The 16,205-nt window shown below is 68.4% G+C and carries 15 protein-coding genes; 8 read left to right on the forward strand and 7 right to left on the reverse strand.

Features of this window, described 5'->3' with window-relative positions:
• Positions 1–25: 25 nt before the first annotated feature.
• Positions 26–1,390: an HNH endonuclease signature motif containing protein gene (locus tag GOARA_RS00375; RefSeq protein WP_040521298.1), complete on the reverse strand. Its 1,365-nt coding sequence runs from the start codon at positions 1,388–1,390 to the stop codon at positions 26–28.
• 306 nt (positions 1,391–1,696) lie between these two features.
• On the opposite strand from GOARA_RS00375, the gene phoA reads away from it, so the two are divergent.
• Both phoA and groL read left to right on the forward strand, forming a co-directional pair.
• Entirely contained in the window at positions 1,697–3,163 is a 1,467-nt protein-coding gene (phoA, locus tag GOARA_RS00380) for an alkaline phosphatase (RefSeq protein ID WP_007320287.1), read from the forward strand.
• A gap of 209 nt (positions 3,164–3,372) precedes the next feature.
• Positions 3,373–4,998 (forward strand): chaperonin GroEL, encoded by a 1,626-nt coding sequence (gene groL, locus GOARA_RS00385; protein ID WP_007320288.1) that lies wholly within the window; start codon positions 3,373–3,375, stop codon positions 4,996–4,998.
• 71 nt (positions 4,999–5,069) lie between these two features.
• On the opposite strand, the gene GOARA_RS00390 is transcribed toward groL, so the two are convergent.
• Positions 5,070–5,567 (reverse strand): PaaI family thioesterase, encoded by a 498-nt coding sequence (locus tag GOARA_RS00390; RefSeq protein ID WP_138947463.1) that lies wholly within the window; start codon positions 5,565–5,567, stop codon positions 5,070–5,072.
• Between the two features lie 30 nt (positions 5,568–5,597).
• On the opposite strand from GOARA_RS00390, the gene GOARA_RS00395 reads away from it, so the two are divergent.
• From GOARA_RS00395 to GOARA_RS00415, 5 genes are all read left to right on the forward strand, one after another.
• Positions 5,598–6,179, forward strand: a complete 582-nt coding sequence (locus GOARA_RS00395) for a TetR/AcrR family transcriptional regulator (protein ID WP_007320290.1) — start codon at positions 5,598–5,600, stop codon at positions 6,177–6,179.
• A 98-nt stretch (positions 6,180–6,277) separates the two neighbouring features.
• Positions 6,278–6,952: a DUF4166 domain-containing protein gene (locus GOARA_RS00400; RefSeq protein ID WP_007320291.1), complete on the forward strand. Its 675-nt coding sequence runs from the start codon at positions 6,278–6,280 to the stop codon at positions 6,950–6,952.
• A gap of 32 nt (positions 6,953–6,984) precedes the next feature.
• Positions 6,985–7,425, forward strand: a complete 441-nt coding sequence (locus tag GOARA_RS00405; RefSeq protein ID WP_007320292.1) for an SRPBCC family protein — start codon at positions 6,985–6,987, stop codon at positions 7,423–7,425.
• The gene (locus GOARA_RS00410) at positions 7,422–7,931 is read left to right on the forward strand and encodes a DUF6764 family protein (protein WP_040521290.1); all 510 of its coding nucleotides are present in this window, start codon (positions 7,422–7,424) and stop codon (positions 7,929–7,931) included. Before GOARA_RS00405 ends, GOARA_RS00410 begins: the two co-directional genes overlap by 4 nt.
• Before the next feature lie 69 nt (positions 7,932–8,000).
• A complete protein-coding gene (locus GOARA_RS00415; protein ID WP_007320294.1) occupies positions 8,001–8,816 on the forward strand; it encodes a hypothetical protein in 816 nt (271 codons plus the stop codon).
• On the opposite strand, the gene GOARA_RS20700 is transcribed toward GOARA_RS00415, so the two are convergent.
• The gene (locus GOARA_RS20700) at positions 8,787–10,109 is read right to left on the reverse strand and encodes a PucR family transcriptional regulator (protein ID WP_007320295.1); all 1,323 of its coding nucleotides are present in this window, start codon (positions 10,107–10,109) and stop codon (positions 8,787–8,789) included. The genes GOARA_RS00415 and GOARA_RS20700 overlap by 30 nt on opposite strands.
• Positions 10,110–10,165: 56 nt before the next feature.
• Complete coding sequence (locus GOARA_RS00425) at positions 10,166–11,230, reverse strand: poly(ethylene terephthalate) hydrolase family protein (RefSeq protein ID WP_007320296.1); 1,065 nt, start codon at positions 11,228–11,230, stop codon at positions 10,166–10,168.
• 155 nt (positions 11,231–11,385) lie between these two features.
• On the opposite strand from GOARA_RS00425, the gene GOARA_RS00430 reads away from it, so the two are divergent.
• Positions 11,386–12,249, forward strand: a complete 864-nt coding sequence (locus tag GOARA_RS00430; protein WP_007320297.1) for an SGNH/GDSL hydrolase family protein — start codon at positions 11,386–11,388, stop codon at positions 12,247–12,249.
• A gap of 5 nt (positions 12,250–12,254) precedes the next feature.
• On the opposite strand, the gene GOARA_RS00435 is transcribed toward GOARA_RS00430, so the two are convergent.
• Genes GOARA_RS00435 through GOARA_RS00445 form a run of 3 tightly spaced genes read right to left on the reverse strand, consistent with a single transcriptional unit; the run spans position 12,255 to position 16,202 of the window.
• Positions 12,255–14,381 (reverse strand): prolyl oligopeptidase family serine peptidase, encoded by a 2,127-nt coding sequence (locus GOARA_RS00435; protein ID WP_280985219.1) that lies wholly within the window; start codon positions 14,379–14,381, stop codon positions 12,255–12,257.
• 31 nt (positions 14,382–14,412) lie between these two features.
• Positions 14,413–15,618, reverse strand: coding sequence for an NADH:flavin oxidoreductase (locus GOARA_RS00440; protein WP_007320299.1), 1,206 nt, complete (start codon positions 15,616–15,618; stop codon positions 14,413–14,415).
• A 32-nt stretch (positions 15,619–15,650) separates the two neighbouring features.
• Positions 15,651–16,202 carry a TetR/AcrR family transcriptional regulator gene (locus GOARA_RS00445; RefSeq protein ID WP_138947464.1) on the reverse strand — a complete coding sequence of 184 codons (552 nt, stop codon included), beginning with the start codon at positions 16,200–16,202 and terminating at the stop codon, positions 15,651–15,653.
• Positions 16,203–16,205 lie beyond the last annotated feature (3 nt).

Here is a 16,205-nt window from a genome sequence, read left to right on the forward strand (position 1 = left end):
CCATGGCTCGATCGGTGGTGTCGGGTTAGGTGGCGGCGTGTGTGGTGTGGGTGAGGGTGCGTCGTTGGTGGCAGCGGATCCAGTCGCCTCCTTGTGGTGGTTGGAACCAGGGGTGTCGGTCGGAGCCGATCATTACGTGCCAGCCGTGGGTGTGGATGGCGGTGTGGTGGTGGTAGCGGCAGAGGAGGACGAGGTTGTCGAGGGTGGTTTGGCCGCCATCGCGCCATTCTTTGATGTGGTGGGCGTCGGTCCAGGAGGCGGGTTTGCCGCAGCCGGGGAATTGGCAGCCGTGGTCTCGGGCGATGAGGGCGGTGCGTAGTGCTGGGGTGGCGAGGCGTTGGGTGCGTTTCAAATCCAGCGGTACCGAGTCGGCGGTGAGGATCGCGGTGAGTTCGGGGTTGCCGCAGCACAGTTCGGAGGCGGTCGCCGTGCTGATGGCGCCGGTGAACCCCAGCCGGGGGATGTGGTCGCCGATAGGTGTCGCTGCGACCGAGTCGTTGCACCGGTCGGCTGCTCGATCGTCGTGGCCGGTCAGGATTGGTAGGGGCACGGTGAGGGTGATGTGGGGGACGATGCCACCGGTGGTGGGGCGGTCGGGGTGGGCGAGGTAGGTGTCGAGGATGTCGATTAGTCCGTCGGCGAGGCGTTGGGGATGGGTGCGGGGGTCGCGGCCACCGTCGGGGGCCGGTACTGGTTTGGTCAGGGTGTCCAGGGCGGTGAGGAGTTTCTCTCCGGAGAGCTGGTCGAGGTCGGCGGCCAGGCGTACCCGGCCTTCGTCGGTTCGGGTGATCTCTGCTTCGTTGAGCATGGGGTTTTCCGCGGGCGGGATGGCCGGTGGATGGGCGGGAGCCAGTTGGTGGGCCAACTCATGGGCTTGTGCCATGACTTGTGTTGGTGTCTCTCCACGGGCATGAGCCAACAACCGCGTCGCAACCGCATCTTTCACTGTCGTGTAGCCGTCGGCGTCCATCCGGGAAGCGACATGGGTGAGGCCGCGGATGACCGCATCGGCATGCTCGAGGGACAGGTCACCGTCGCGGATTTCGCGGGCCAGGTGCGGCAGCGCGGGCAGGTTGTCGGCCAGCCGGCCCAACCTCGCTACTGCTGACGGGGCCAGCGGCAGCTGCCGCAGCACATCACGGCCGTCGCGTAATTGTTTGCGTTTCGGGAGTCCGATCGCTTGGGCCCGCGATGTGGCTGCGGCCAGCAGGTAGTCGCAGATCGTGCCGAGCCGGAACGCGGCAGCCATGACCGTGAGCAGCATCTGATCGTCGGCGATGGGTTCCGCATCGGCGAGCAACGCGCCGATGCCGTGCCCGGTGTCGGTCGCGGCTGGTGTCAGGTCGTCGCTGAGTTCGGTTACCAGTGTGGTGAGGTCGTCGACTCGCATCACCATTCCCCCTTGTCAACGTGTTGTGCATCTTGGTTCGAAGAAATGTTCGTGTTTTCTTACCGTGGTGTTCACTCTACGGTCGGGGTCTGACAAACTCGTGAAACCACCCGTGAACTGCATAAACGATGCTTGCCGTGGCCATGTCGACCGGCGGATGATCTCGATACACCGCCTCGCAAGCTCGGCGGCACTCGATCACCCAACGGGCACTCGATCACCCAAAGGGGACTCGGTCATCCGGCTCCGCGGTACTCGATCGCTGTCGTTCGTCCACTGTTCACCAGCGCGTGCTGCCATTGCGGCATGGATACGAGACGACAAGCCATTCTCGCGTCGACCGCGGTGCTTCTTCTGGCCGCCGCCGGATGCGGCTCGAACTCCGCACCGGGCGCTGATGGGGACAGCGCGGCCAGAGTCGTCATCGACCGTGACGCGCGGGGAAACATCGCCGAAAACGGCGGTGCCCGTCGGCTGACCGATGACCAGTCCAGGGCGATCGCCGATTCCATTCAGCGCTCGGGAGCCAAGAACGTCATCCTCATCATCGGGGACGGCGCGTCGGACCAGGAGTACACGCTGGCGCGCAACTACCAGTGGGGTGCCGCGGGCAAGATCCCGGGCATCGACGAACTTCCGCTCAATGGTGCGTACACCACGTATTCGCTGGACAAGGACACCGGCAAGCCGAATTACACGACCGACTCGGCCGCGGCGGGGACAGCCTTCGCGACGGGGACGAAGACCTACAACGGCGGGATCTCCGTCGATCTCGAAGGCCGCCCGCAACGCGCCATCATCGAGATCGCCAAGGCGAACGGACTCGCCACGGGCAACGTCACCACCGCGGCACTGCAGGATGCGACCCCGGCCGTGCAGGTGGCCCACGTCGTCGACCGCAAATGCGACGGCCCGGCCGAGACGGCCAAGCGGTGCCCGGCGAACGCCCTGGAGAACGGTGGATCCGGTTCCATCACCGAGCAACTGCTGGCTGCGCGCCCCGACGTCACGCTGGGCGGCGGCGGCAAGGTCTTCGGCGAGACGGCCACCGCCGGCGAGTACCGCGACAAGACGCTGGAGGTGCAAGCGAAGGAACGCGGGTACCGCGTCGTGCGGACGGCCGAGGAACTGCGCGCCGTCGAGAAGGCCGATCAACAGGCGCCGCTGCTCGGCCTGTTCGCCGACGGAACGATGCCCCGGCTCTGGAGCAAGACCGCCGGCACGCGCGACGGTGGGACGTCGCCCGCGGTGCGATGCACTCCCAACCCGGATTTCACGACGCAGACACCCCGGCTCGGCGACATGACCCGCAAGGCGATCGACCTTCTCTCCGGACGAGGCCGTGACGGCAAGGGCTTCTTCCTCCAGGTCGAGTCGGCGTCGATCGACAAGGCCGCCCACGAGGCCGACCCGTGCGGCCAGATCGGCGAGACGGTCCAGCTCTCCGACGCGACGAGCGTCGCGCTCGACTACGCCAAGAAGCACAAGGACACGCTGGTGATCGTCACCGGCGACCACGCGCATTCCACGCAGATCATCGAGAGCGGCTCCGATACGCCCGGCCTGACCCGGACGCTGATGACGGCCGACGGCGTGCCGATGACGGTCAACTACGCGACGTCCCTCGAAAGCGACGGGCAGCAGCACTCCGGAGTGCAGGTGCGCATCGCCGCGTATGGGCCGGGAGCTGCCAACGTCGTCGGCGTGACCGACCAGACCGACACCTTCTTCGTCATCGTCGACCAGCTCGGGCTGGACCGGGACAAGAAATAGTCGCGACGGCCCGTTGGGGCACGTGTCGGGGCCGTCCAGGCGATCTTGCACTCTCATGGGGAGAGTGCTAAAACGGTGTTGGCACTCTCCTACCTTGAGTGCTAGGTCGGGACGGTGAGATCGGTCGTTGACACGCCGGTCGTCCGTCGCGGGCACCGAGTCCGGCCATCGAAACCTAGTGTCACCCCCTATCGGAGGATCACTTACCAATGGCCAAGCAGATCGCGTACGACGAAGAGGCCCGCCGCGGCCTTGAGCGGGGCCTCAACAGCCTCGCCGACGCAGTGAAGGTGACGTTGGGCCCCAAGGGCCGCAACGTCGTCCTGGAGAAGAAGTGGGGCGCCCCCACGATTACCAACGACGGCGTCTCGATCGCCAAGGAGATCGAGCTCGAAGAGCCGTACGAGAAGATCGGCGCCGAGCTGGTCAAGGAAGTCGCCAAGAAGACTGACGACGTCGCCGGCGACGGCACCACCACCGCGACCGTCCTGGCCCAGGCGCTGGTCCACGAAGGTCTCCGCAACGTTGCGGCCGGCGCCAACCCGCTCGGCCTCAAGCGCGGCATCGAGAAGGCCGTCGAGGCGGTCACCGAGTCGCTGCTGAAGACCGCCAAAGAGGTCGAGACCAAGGAGCAGATCGCTGCTACCGCGGGCATCTCGGCGGGCGACCCCGCCATCGGCGAGCTCATCGCCGAGGCCATGGACAAGGTCGGCAAGGAAGGCGTCATCACCGTCGAGGAGGCGCAGACCTTCGGCCTTCAGCTGGAGCTGACCGAGGGCATGCGCTTCGACAAGGGCTACATCTCGGGCTACTTCGTCACCGACGCCGACCGTCAGGAAGCCGTCCTCGAGGACCCGTACATCCTGCTCGTCTCGGGCAAGATCTCGACCGTCAAGGACCTGCTCCCGCTGCTGGAGAAGGTCATCCAGGCCGGCAAGCCGCTGCTGATCATCGCCGAAGACGTCGAGGGCGAAGCTCTCTCGACCCTGGTGGTCAACAAGATCCGCGGCACCTTCAAGTCCGTCGCCGTCAAGGCTCCGGGCTTCGGTGACCGCCGCAAGGCCATGCTCGCCGACATCGCCATCCTCACCGGTGGCGAGGTCATCAGCGAAGAGGTCGGCCTCTCGCTGGAGACCGCGGGCATCGAGCTGCTGGGCACCGCGCGCAAGGTCGTCGTCACCAAGGACGAGACCACCATCGTCGACGGTGCGGGCGACGCCGACCAGATCGCCGGTCGCGTGGCGCAGATCCGCCAGGAGATCGAGAACAGCGACTCCGACTACGACCGGGAGAAGCTGCAGGAGCGTCTGGCCAAGCTGGCCGGCGGTGTCGCGGTCATCAAGGCGGGCGCGGCCACCGAGGTCGAGCTCAAGGAGCGCAAGCACCGCATCGAGGACGCCGTCCGCAACGCGAAGGCTGCCGTCGAAGAGGGCATCGTTGCCGGCGGTGGCGTCGCCCTGCTGCAGTCCGAGGAGGCCATCGACGGTCTCAAGCTCGACGGGGACGAGGCCACCGGCGCCAACATCGTCCGCGTCTCGCTGGAGGCTCCGGCCAAGCAGATCGCGATCAACGCCGGCCTCGAGCCCGGCGTGGTCGCCGACAAGATCCGCAACTCCAAGAAGGGCACCGGCCTCAACGCCGCCACCGGCGAGTACGAGGACCTGCTCAAGGCGGGGATCAACGACCCGGTGAAGGTCACCCGCTCGGCGCTGCAGAACGCTGCGTCGATCGCGGCGCTGTTCCTCACCACCGAGGCCGTTGTCGCCGACAAGCCGGAGAAGAACCCGGCCCCGGCGATGCCGGGCGGCGACGAGATGGGCGGCATGGGCTTCTAAGCCCACCGCTCGTCGACGAGCACAAGTCGGGGCCGGTCACCCAGCAGGGTGACCGGCCCCGATTCTTGTTCTCAACCGAGGATGATGCAGGTCGTCGTGCCGTGTGCGACGAGCTTCCCGTCGGCGCTGAGCACCCGGCCTTCCGCGGTCGCGGTGCGCCTCCCGACGTGGATCGTCTCGCCGACGCCGGTCAGCTCGTCGGCGTCGACGGCGACCGTGCGGATGTAGTTCACCTTCAGTTCGAGCGTCGTGTAGCCGACCCCGGCCGGCAGGGTGGTGTGCACCGCGCAGCCCATGACCGAGTCCAGGAGGGTCGCGCAGACGCCGCCGTGGACCGAGCCGAGCGGATTGGCGAAGTCGGGCTGCGGCGTCAGCGCGAAGCTGACCTTGCCCTCGTCGATGCTCACCGGCCTCATGCCGAGCAGTCGCCCGATGCTGGGGACCTGTTGGGAATCGGGGCCGGCCACGGTCTGCTGCCAAAGCCGCAGCAATTCGAGGCCGGAGAGATCCAACGGATTGATGGAAGCGCTATTCTGCTGTTCTGTCGTCATAAGTATGTATGATGACATACATAAGATTGCTGTTCAAAGGAGTGAAGGATGAACAAGGCGGCTCCGGAGAGAGGGGCGCGCGATCGGATGATCGCCGCGGCGGCCGATCTCATCGGGCGCGACGGGGTAGCGGCGGCCTCGATCGGGAAGGTTCTCGCAGCCAGCCGCGCGCCGCGGGGCTCGATCTATCACCATTTCCCCGGCGGACGGACCGAGCTGATGACGGAGGGGGTGCGCCACGCAGGCAGCGTGATGACGCGACGGATCGTCGGCGCCCGTGGAGGCGATCGTCCGTCCGATCGGATCCGCGAAATCGGCGACTTCTGGCGCACGCTGCTGGTCCAGACCGACTACGAGTTCGGCTGCCCGGTCCTCGCCGGCGGTCTCGCCCACACCACCGACCCGGAGGTGGCCGCCGAATCGGGGGCGATCCTCGACGACTGGCAGCGGGGGATCGCTGACAAGCTCACCGCCGACGGGGTCGACCCGGAGCGTGCCGCGTCACTGGCGACCTTGGTCCTCTCGGCCGTCGAGGGAGCCGTCGGGCTGTGCCAGGCGCTGCGAACCTGCGACCCGCTGGACAGCGTCGTCGAGGAACTCGGCGGGCTGTGCGACGCCGCGGCGGAGTGACGGCTCCCGGTTGACCGCGCGACCTGCGATTCGTTCCCGGCGGCCGAGCGACTAGTAGTATGTTTCCTTTGGTCGATCAGCCGAAGGGAGTGCAGCCGATGACGCCGGTGTACCGCGCGGCACTGGGCTCTGACTTCGATCGGCTGCACCCCAATATGCAGTGGCGCTACGGCATCGACTCCATGTCGGGCGTCGCCCAGATCATGACCGGGATGCTCGAATCGATTTTCATCACATCGGCGCTCTCGCCGCCCGTCGTGTGGTTCTACGGCAAGCGCAACGCCATGCCGGCCAAGACGAGCCGGATGGTCCCGTTCCGGGCGGGCAACTACTGCTATCGCGACGAGTTGGGGCGCGAATGTCTCGCGGTGCTACGGACTTTCGAGTACGCGTCGGGCGAGCGGCACTTGAACTCGTTGCTCGTCAGCGGGCGCGAGCGTCTCGTCGACTATTTCGGCGACGGCCCGGAGCTGCTCTATCCGATCGAGGCATCGGTTCGCCCCGACGGTTCTCTGCTGCTCGAAAGCGGTCCGGTGCGCTGGCTGCGCGGCCCCAAGATCGCCATGAAGGGCCCCTTCGAGGCGCAGATGAAATATCAGGAGGGGTGGGACGAGAAGCAGCAGCGCTTCCGCTGCGACGCGACCGTCCGCAACCCGGTCATCGGGGAGATTCTGCACTATCGCGGATGGTTCACTGCCGTGGACGAACCGTGCGCCACCAGCGATATCCCCGACGAGGCGTGGCCGTACAAACTCATCGACCGGGAGAGCTGACCCGCGGAGCCCGGGCAAGGTAGGTTGGCCGCATGGCTGTCTCCGCGAGTACCCAATTCGATATCGCCGCACCGCCCTCGGTGGTCATGGAAGTCCTGCAGGACGTCGAGTCCCTGCCCGAGTGGTCCGGGCCTCACAAGTCCGCCGAGATCCTCGAGGAGTACGACGACGGGCTGCCGAAACTCGTCAAGGTGAAGGTGTCGGTCGGCCCGATCACCGACGAGCAGACCCTCTCCTACCAGTGGACCGACAACACGTGCACCTGGGACCTCGTGGAAGGCACGCAGCTGTCCAAGCAGCACGGCGTTTACACGATCAGCGAGACGGACAAGGGTGCGCACGTGGAGTTCACCCTGGAGGTCGATCTCAAGGTGAAGCTGCCCGGCCTGATCGTCAAGCAGGGCCAGAAGACAGCGGTCGACACCGCCAAGAAGGGGTTGACCAAGGAAGTACTCAAGCGAGCCGCAGCATGAGGGCCCGCGCAGTAGCAGCCGCGGTGGCGGTGGCCGCAGGCGCGTGGCTGACGGTGATCGCCACCGGTGAGGCTCAGGCCGCGCCGGGGACGCTGTGCCAGGCGGCCAACGGTCACAACCAGCAGAAAGTCCGCGGCGAGAGTGGCTGCGGCGCCCGCGCGGGCAAGGGCAGCACGGCACGGGCCGAGGACACCAGCGGCGAGGGGACGGCGGTGGCCGTCGCCAACAGCGGTGGCCGATCCGACGCGCGCAACCTGGAGCGCAAGTCGACGGCGATGGCCGGCGCCCAGCGCGGCGGCAAGGCGCACTCGTACACGACCGGACCGGGAGCGTTCTCGGTGGCGCAGGCCGATCGCAACGGCACGTCGGTGGCCATCGGCGGCTGGGGCGGCAGCGCGATCTCGACGCCGCGCGGAACAGCGTGCGCCGGTGGATTCGCCTTCGCGTGGGAATCGAACTCCGGGCGCGTCTGCCTCCGGAGCGGTTCGGTCGGATACTCCAACTGACCGGACCATAGTCCCGGCGCGGCACTTCGCTGCCGCGCTCGACGGCCGGTCGCCAAGTAGTCTGACCGGGTGCGCAGCTTCCTGTCCTTTCTCGCCGGCCTCATCGCCATCGGGGCGATCGTCGTCGCGCTGCCCGCGGTGTGGGTCAAGGAACGGGTCGTCGACCCGGCCGGGTTCGAGGCGACCGCGACCAAGATGGGCGAGTCGCCGGAGATCCGCGCCTTCATGGCCGACGTGATCACCACCCAGATCACCTCGCGCACCGCGGGATTCGGCGCTCCCGTCGTCAAGCCGTTCGCCCAGCGGTACACCCAGTCCGATGCCTTCACCCAGGACTTCGTCGACCTCGCGGGCCAGCAGCATCGCTGGCTGTTCGAGCCGGCCCCGCCCGGCGTCGACCCGGCGGTCATGCACCTCGACGTGACCGGCATGGTCCGTCGCGTCGCGGCCCAGGTGAATCCCCGGCTCGCGGAGGCGATCACCGGCCCGGTCCGGGTCCCGGTGAGCCAGCGCGACCAGGCCCTGGAGGCCGGACGCTATGAACGGCCGGGAGCCCAGGTCTCCCGGCTCGCCTACGGCAGCCTCGTCGTCGCCGCCCTTGCCGCCTTGCTCGCGCTGCTGTTCGCACACAATCGCAGCACGGTGCTCGGCTGGCTGGGCGTCGGCGGCCTGCTATCGGCCGCCGCCGCGTGGGGAGTCGGCTACTTCTTCTCGGTACGGGCCAAGGACGAGGTCGCCGGGACGGAGGCCGGGGTGCGCCAGGTGGCCGAGGTGACCATCGACGGCCTGGTCGACAACCTGCACCAGTGGTCGTTCGTCGTCGGCGGCGCGGGTGCCGCGCTGCTCCTCGTCGGGCTAATCGGCCGGTCGTTCGCCCGCGGCTGAAGCCGCCGACTCGGGTCGGGGCGTCGCCGCCAGCAAGGCCCCGAGCGCGGTCAGCACGTCGGCGGGACGATTGAGGTTGAGCCCGGTCAGGTCGGACACCTTGCGCAGTCGGTACTGCACGGTGTTCGGGTGGACGTGCAGCATCCGGGCGGTCGTCGCCGTGCTGCACTCGTTGTCGAGATAGCACTGCAGCGTCTGCCAGAGCACCTCGTCGTCGGCGATGGGGGCCAACCGGGAGGCGCTGAGCCGGCTCGCGCGGGTGGGGCGGCTGAGCTGGAACTCGATGGCCAGGTCGTCGAATCGCACGACCGGTCGAGGGGGAGATTTGCGTTGCGCGATCGCGAGCAGGTCGCGCAACTGGGGCACGACGGACGCGACCTCCTCGGCGGTCACCAGGTCGACGGCGCAGGTGGTACGGGCCGCCATCCGTTCGCCGAGCTGCCGCAAACGTGCGTCGAGTTCGGCGAAGTCGGGCATCGCGTCCTCATCCGTCGTACCGTGCGGGGCCGGGCGCAGCGGCAGCAGGGCGATGCCGCCGTTCGCGGTGAGCGAGTACAGCGCCTCGCCCCGGCTGATCCCGTCGAGCTGTCGCTGCAGGCGCCGCACCTTGCGGGCCGCCGCGACCGTGGTCGAGACCGACGCGTCGGTCTCGTCGCTGTTGGGTTCGACCGCGACCGCGACCGCCCAATACCGGGGCTCGACGGTCAGGTGGAAACGCTCGGCGACGTCGCGGTAGTCGCCGCCGTCGATCAGTGCGGCCAGCAGTTCGCTGTGCCCGGGACGCGGCGAGTGCTGGCTGCCGATGCTGTCGGCGTCATAGCCGGTGATGACGGCGGCGGTGGCGGCGCGCAACCACTCGTAGTGCAGATCGCCGAGCCGCACGAGGCTGCCTTCGGCGAACTCGACACCGTCCTCGTGCAGCCCCGCGATGATCGCCCACCAGTGCTTGGCGCCCACGTGGTAGGCGTCGAGGACATCGGCGATGGGCACCTGCTCGTCGGCCCGGTTGCTGGCCGACTCGATCAGATCGGCGAGTTCCTCGGTGCTCGGCGGCTGCCCGGTGCGCAGGACGCGCAGCATGATCTCCAGATTGCGCCGCACGATCCGGGTGACGTCGGTCTTGACCGTCTCGGCGGGCAGCGACCGGTAGAAGTCGACCTCCGCGCAGATCTGGGCGACAACGTCGGCGACCAGCGTCGCGGTTCGTTGAGCCAGGTGATCAACCAAGCGGATGGGCGGAGAGGGGTGGGAACGGGCGCGCCCCGCGCGGGCTGGTTCGTGCAGTGCGGTCATGGGTCCGGATCGATTGGCTGGGGTGAGTGGTCGAAGTACCGCTCAACGGTCCCACATCAGCCGGTTCCACCGGGCACCCTTGGGGAAGACGGCGCCCTCAGCCGGGCAGCGGCCGGGTTGCGAAGGACCTCGTCGAAGGCCTTGTCGCGCGGCAACAGCCAGCGCTTGCCGACGAAGAACTCACCGGCCCGGCGATCCCGGTAGGCCACGTGCAGCAGCCACGCGGTGGTGACGCCGATGAACGGATTCGTCCTCGCCGACCGCGCGACATCGAGGTGGTGCGCCGACTTCGAGACGGCGAAATACGCCGGGGCAGTTCGCAGCCCGTTGTACTGGTAGACCTTCTGCCAGGCCCAGGGCGGCACGACGACGTCCTTGCGCCCGCCCAGGATGAGCGCGGGGACGTGAACGGTGGCCCCGACGGCGAGCGGGCCGTTCTGGATGGCGAAAACCCCGACGACCCGGAAGTTCGGGATCACCGCCCGCCCGGCGCTCTGATATACCGATGCGGCCTGCAGCGCGCCCTGGCCGCCGGCCGAGTGCCCGGCGTAGGTGACGCGCGAGAAGTCCACTTTCCGGTACAGCGGGTCGCCGCGCTGGCCGTTGAGGTGCGCGAGGACGGCGGTGCCGAGCGTCGGCACCTCGACCAACGAGTTCCAGAAGGTGAACGGTATGGCGACGATGAAGCCGTGGCTGGCCCAGTTGCGGGCCAGTGCCGTGTACTGGGCGGAGTTGCCTGCGATACCGGGCATGAAGATCACCGCGGGGTACGGTCCCTTCGCCTTCTTGCCGACGGGCGCGAAAATCTGCACGCCCACCGGAGATCCCAGTCCGTAGGGAAAGGCATCCGAGCAGGTCGCTGTCTCGTAGTTGCCCTCGGCGTGCGCCTGCAGCCCCATGATCAGGCCCATGAGCGATCGGTCGCAGGGACCAGACGCGTAGTTCGTCGCCACCTTCAGCGGCCCCGGCTTGCCGAACTCGGCGTGCACACTCGGAGCGGATGCCGCTGCCGACGGCGCCGGCTGCCTCGGGGCGGCGCCGGCGGTGCCGATCGATGCGGCGGTGACGACGACGGCCGCAGCGCAGGCAGCCGTCAGTCCTCGAAAAGTGATCCCCGTCATAAGGGTTCATCTTGGGGCCGCCGTCGGTCCCGGCCGTTATGTGCGCACACAAACATCGTCGCGTTCTCTTGGTTGCGATCACCATTCGATGCCGGGCACTCGGCGATAGGGTCATCCGGATCAGGGAGTACGCGGACGGAAGAGGAGTGCCGGGGATGAGTGGTGTTTTGGTGCGCGGGACGCGGCTGGCCGCGGTGGGTGTCGGAATGCTCGCAGCGGGAGCGCTCCTGGCGGCTCCGGCGGACGCCGCCCCGCTGCGCGGCGCCGAATACGTCGCCCTCGGCGACTCGGCGGCCGCCGGGCCGCTGATCGAACCCCAAGACCGTTCGTCGCCTGGCTGCCTTCGGGCCGAACGCAACTACCCGGCCGTGATCGCCCAGCGCGTCGGCGCACGGCTGCGCGACGCGACCTGCTCCTCGGCGAGGTCGGAGAACGTCTACGCGACGCCGCAGCGCACCGTGGCGGGGGTGGTCCCCGTGCAGGCGTCGGCGCTCTCGGCGCGGACCAGACTGGTCACGCTGACGATCGGGCTGAACGATGTCGGGATGTTCCCGATCGCCCTCTCGTGCGCTGACATCCCCGGCTCGGCGCCGTGCAGCCAGCGGTATCGCCGCGGCGGCCCGGACGACCTCGGCGTCCGGATCAACGCGGCCGGGGCCAAGTGGGGCCGGACGCTCGACGCGATCCGCCGTCACGCCCCGAACGCGAAGGTCGTCGTCGTCGGCTACGGCACCTACATCCGCAAAGGCGGCTGCGCTGCCCAGCCGATCCGTCCCGCCGACGCCGACTTCTTCCGCAGCGTGGTGGCCAAGGCCAACCGGGTGATGGCCGCGCAGGCGCAGCGGCGGGGAATGCAGTTCGTCGACATCGGCCCGATGAGCGAGGGGCACGACATGTGCGCCGCACCCGGGCGCCAGTACTTCTACGGCACGGTGCCGTCGGAGTTCGGCGTGCCGCTGCATCCGACACCGCTCGGGATGGTCGCGATCGGCCGATACGTGGCGAGTCGCCTGGGCTGAGCGCCCTAGCTCGATCCCAACTGCTGCCAGAGGAACTCGTAGGCCAGCGCGGCGAGGAAGGCGGCCTGCTTGTTGTCGGCCGCACCGCCGTGCCCGCCTTCGATGTTCTCGTAGTACCAGACGTCGTCGTGACCGGCTTCGGTCAGCCGCGCGGCGAACTTGCGGGCGTGGCCCGGGTGGACGCGGTCGTCGCGGGTCGAGGTGGTGATCAGGATCGGCGGGTAGACGGTGTCGGCCGCGACGTTGTGATACGGCGAGAAGGGTTCGATGAACGCCCACTCGTCCTCGTCGTCGGGGTTGCCGTACTCGGCCACCCACGACGCCCCAGCGAGCAGCGTGTGATAGCGCCGCATATCGATCAGCGGGACCTGGCACACCAGTGCCCCGAACAGCTCGGGGTAGCGCGTCGCCATCACGCCCATCAGCAGCCCGCCGTTCGAACCGCCTTGCGCGCCGAGCTGTTCGACCGTGGTCAGGCCGTCGGCCACCAGCGCTTTGGCGACCGACGAGAAGTCCTCGTACACCTTGTGCCGCCCGGCTTTCTGCGTCTGGGTGTGCCACGTCGGGCCGTACTCGCCGCCGCCCCGGATGTTGGCGACGACGTAGATGCCGCCGTCGGCGATCCAGTTCCGTCCCGGCGTCGACGCGTACCCGGGTACCAGCGCGTTTTGGAAGCCGCCGTAGCCGTAGAGCAGCGTCGGGCCGGATTCGACATCGCGGCGGCGCACCACGAAGTACGGGATGCGCGTCCCGTCGTCGGAGGAGGTGAAGAACTGTTCGGCGACGACATCGCTCGAGTCGTAGAACTCCGGCGAATGCTTGATCGGTGCGACGCCGTCGACGGTGGTGCCGTGCAGCAGAGTCGGTGGCGTCGTGAACGTGCTCGTGGAGAGGAAGATCTCGTCGCCGTCTTCGGGATCGGTGTCGAGGATCGAGATGGTCGCCAGCTCGGGCAGTCCGTCGAGGGTCTGCGGCTTCCAGTCGCCCAGCGTCAGCAGTGAGACACGGGTGGCGACGTCGTGCAGCGTGGTGAGGACCAGGTGCGACTGGGTCAGGTCGTAGTCGGCCAGGCTCGTCGTCGCATCCGGGGCGAAGAGGACGGTGGCGTCGCGGTCGCCGGCCAGGTACGCCTCGTAGTCGAAGACGAGCAGACTGCCCGGTTCGTGGACCGTGCCGCCGATCTCCCACGGCGAGCGGGGGACGACGAACAGCCATTCGCGGTAGGGGCCGGTGTGCGCATCCGTCGGGACGTCGATGAGCGCCAGTTCGGCGTCGTCCGTCCCCGCCGCCGGCCGGATCTCGTAGATCAGCGAGTTGTAGAAGTCGGTGGCGCGCGACGCGAAGTGCCGCTCGAAGCCGGGCGTGCTGTCGTATGACGCGCCCGCCGAGACGTCGGTGACCTCGCCGGCGAACACGACGGGGGCGTCGGCCAGATCGGTGCCGCGAACCCAGCGCTTGGTGATTCGGGGATACCCGGATTCGGTGAGCGAAGGCGCGCCGTCGGGTGCCGCATCGAAATCGGTGCCGACGTAGATGGTGTCCGGATCGAGCCAGCCCACCGTCGATTTGGCCTCGGGCAAGGCAAAACCGCCGTCCTCGGGGGTTACCCACGTGCGGGTCACCAGGTCGAACTCGCGGACCACGGTCGCATCCGCGCCTCCGCGCGACAGGGAGACGAGGGTGTGTCGCCAGGTCGTCGATCCGTCGCGCGGGCGCAGCACGCGGGCACCGCTCCACACCCAGTTCTCGTCCTCGTCGGCGGCGAGGCGGTCGACGTCGATCAGGACGTCCCAGTCGGGGTCGTCGGTGCGGTAGGACTCCAGCGTGGTGCGCCGCCACAATCCGCGCGGGTTCTTCGCGTCGCGCCAGAAGTTGTAGAGGAACTCGCCGCGCCGGACGACGCCGGGGATCTTGTCGTCGTTGTCGAGGATCTCCAGCGTCTGCGAGCGAATCTTCTCGAAACGCGGTGTGGCGGCAATGGTTTCGAGTGCCTTCTGGTTGCGCTCGCGCACCCAGGCGAGCTGCTCCTCGCCGTCGATGTCTTCCAGCCACTGATTCGGATCGCCCACGTCGGTCATCCGTCCATCATGCACTGACAAACTTTGTCGCCGTGTCGAAGGTCGGTGGTCAATATGACCACGACGACCGGCGGAGACGACGAATTTATCCGGCGACTTCACCGGTGCGGATCGGGCAGCGGGTGTGCGTGTAGATGGTGGGCATGCACAGGTTGCAATGCGTGCAGCGCGAGCGCACCGCCGGATCGGCGGCCAGCCGGCGGGGGAGGTCGGGCTCGCGCAGCAGGGCGCGGCCCATCGCGACGAACTCGAAGCCCTCGCTCATGGCGGTGGTGAGGGATTCGCGGTCGGTGACCCCGCCGAGCAGGATGAGCGGCATGCTCACCGCCTCGCGCAACTGGCGGGCCAGCGGAAGCAGATAGACATCGCGGTACGGGTAATGCTTGAGAAAGACCGGCCCGGCCGCCTTCAGCCCCCACCGCATCGCGCCATGGAACGCGGCGGCGAACTCCTTGCGCGGTGCGGCGCCGTGAAACAGGTACATCGGGTTGAGCAGGGAGCTGCCCGCCGTCGGCTCGATGGCGTCGAGGTGCCCGTCGGCCTCGAAGAGCCGCGCGACTTCACACGCCTCGTCAATGTCGAAGCCGCGCAGCGGCCCGCGCCTGGGCGTGCCGTCGTACATGTTGAGCTTCACCCACACGGCTACCCGGTCGCCGACCGCTCGTCGCACGGCTTCGGCGACTTCGCGGGCGAAGCGGGCCCGGTTGACCAGGCTGCCGCCGTACTCGTCGCGACGCCGGTTGAGCAGCGGGGACAGGAAGCTCGACAGCAGGTAGTTGTGCCCGCAGTGCAGTTCGAGGGCGTCGAACCCGGAGTCGACGGCCAGCCGCGCTGCGTCGGCGAAAGTGCCGACGAGCCCGGCGATCTCGTCGGCATCGGGGGAGTGGGTCAGCGACATCCCCATCGGCGCCGGAATGCGACTGGCCGCCAGCGCGGGCGCCCGGTTCGACGCCGAGTTGGCCACCGGCCCCGCATGACCGATCTGCGCCGCGGCCAGCGCACCCTCGTCGTGGATGGCGCCGGCGAGCCGCCGCAGGCCGTCGACGGCTTCGGGACGCAACCAGATCTGGTGGCGATCGGTGCGCCCGCCCGGTGTGATCGAGCAGTAGGCGACGGTGCTGATCCCGACGCCGCCGGCGGCGACCTCGCGGTGGAAGGCGACGAGGTCGTCGGTGACGAGTGCCTCGGGCGTCATCCCCTCGAAGGTGGCGCATTTGATGAGTCGGTTGCGCGTGCGCAGCGGCCCGAGTCTGGCGGGAGCGAACGGGTCGGGTGCGATGGGCGGCGTCATGACGATCTGCTTTCGGTGGGCTGTGGTGCAGGTCAGGCTGGTGCGGTCAATCCGGCGATGACGAAGGAGCGAAGTGCTCCGAGCGCATCGGGGGACAGCGGTGCGCGGTCGGCGCGGCCGAACACGGTCAGGATCAAGTCGAAGGCCAGCGCCCAGCGCGTGCGGGCGGTCTTCTCGTCGAGGTCGGGCAGGGTCGCGCTCCAGTCCCGAAGCGAGGTCCAGCCGCCTGGCCGCCGCGTTCGCGGGGCGTCGGCGATGAGGCGCGCGAGCAAGTGCAGGTGGGTGCGGCCGAGTTCTTCGGACTGGGCCTCGGTGAAGGGTGCGAGCAACGCATCGACGACCTGGGGCACCGGTGTCGTCGGAGTGAGGGAGTCGAGCGCCCTGCGCCATCGCGGGACCAGTCGCTCGTCGAGGAGGGCGACGACGAGGTCTTCTTTGGTGCCGAAGTGGTAGTGGACGGCTGCGACGTTCGCGTCGGCGGCCGCGCAGATCGCCCGCACCGAGACCGTGTCGTAGGAGGCGGTCGCGAAGAGTTCCTCCGCGCACTGCAGGAGGCGGTCACGGGTGGCAGTTTGCGGCGGCACGTT

It is taken from the genome of Gordonia araii NBRC 100433, assembly GCF_000241265.1.
Lineage (GTDB): Bacteria > Actinomycetota > Actinomycetes > Mycobacteriales > Mycobacteriaceae > Gordonia > Gordonia araii.

What these genes read in the sequence shown, in the direction of transcription:
- GOARA_RS00375 (WP_040521298.1), bottom strand. Translation starts at nt 1,390, where the DNA reads ATGCGAGTCGACGACCTCACCACACTGGTAACCGAACTCAGCGACGAC.
- phoA (WP_007320287.1), top strand. Translation starts at nt 1,697, where the DNA reads ATGGATACGAGACGACAAGCCATTCTCGCGTCGACCGCGGTGCTTCTT.
- groL (WP_007320288.1), top strand. Translation starts at nt 3,373, where the DNA reads ATGGCCAAGCAGATCGCGTACGACGAAGAGGCCCGCCGCGGCCTTGAG.
- GOARA_RS00390 (WP_138947463.1), bottom strand. Translation starts at nt 5,567, where the DNA reads ATGTCATCATACATACTTATGACGACAGAACAGCAGAATAGCGCTTCC.
- GOARA_RS00395 (WP_007320290.1), top strand. Translation starts at nt 5,598, where the DNA reads ATGAACAAGGCGGCTCCGGAGAGAGGGGCGCGCGATCGGATGATCGCC.
- GOARA_RS00400 (WP_007320291.1), top strand. Translation starts at nt 6,278, where the DNA reads ATGACGCCGGTGTACCGCGCGGCACTGGGCTCTGACTTCGATCGGCTG.
- GOARA_RS00405 (WP_007320292.1), top strand. Translation starts at nt 6,985, where the DNA reads ATGGCTGTCTCCGCGAGTACCCAATTCGATATCGCCGCACCGCCCTCG.
- GOARA_RS00410 (WP_040521290.1), top strand. Translation starts at nt 7,422, where the DNA reads ATGAGGGCCCGCGCAGTAGCAGCCGCGGTGGCGGTGGCCGCAGGCGCG.
- GOARA_RS20700 (WP_007320295.1), bottom strand. Translation starts at nt 10,109, where the DNA reads ATGACCGCACTGCACGAACCAGCCCGCGCGGGGCGCGCCCGTTCCCAC.
- GOARA_RS00425 (WP_007320296.1), bottom strand. Translation starts at nt 11,230, where the DNA reads ATGACGGGGATCACTTTTCGAGGACTGACGGCTGCCTGCGCTGCGGCC.
- GOARA_RS00430 (WP_007320297.1), top strand. Translation starts at nt 11,386, where the DNA reads ATGAGTGGTGTTTTGGTGCGCGGGACGCGGCTGGCCGCGGTGGGTGTC.
- GOARA_RS00440 (WP_007320299.1), bottom strand. Translation starts at nt 15,618, where the DNA reads ATGACGCCGCCCATCGCACCCGACCCGTTCGCTCCCGCCAGACTCGGG.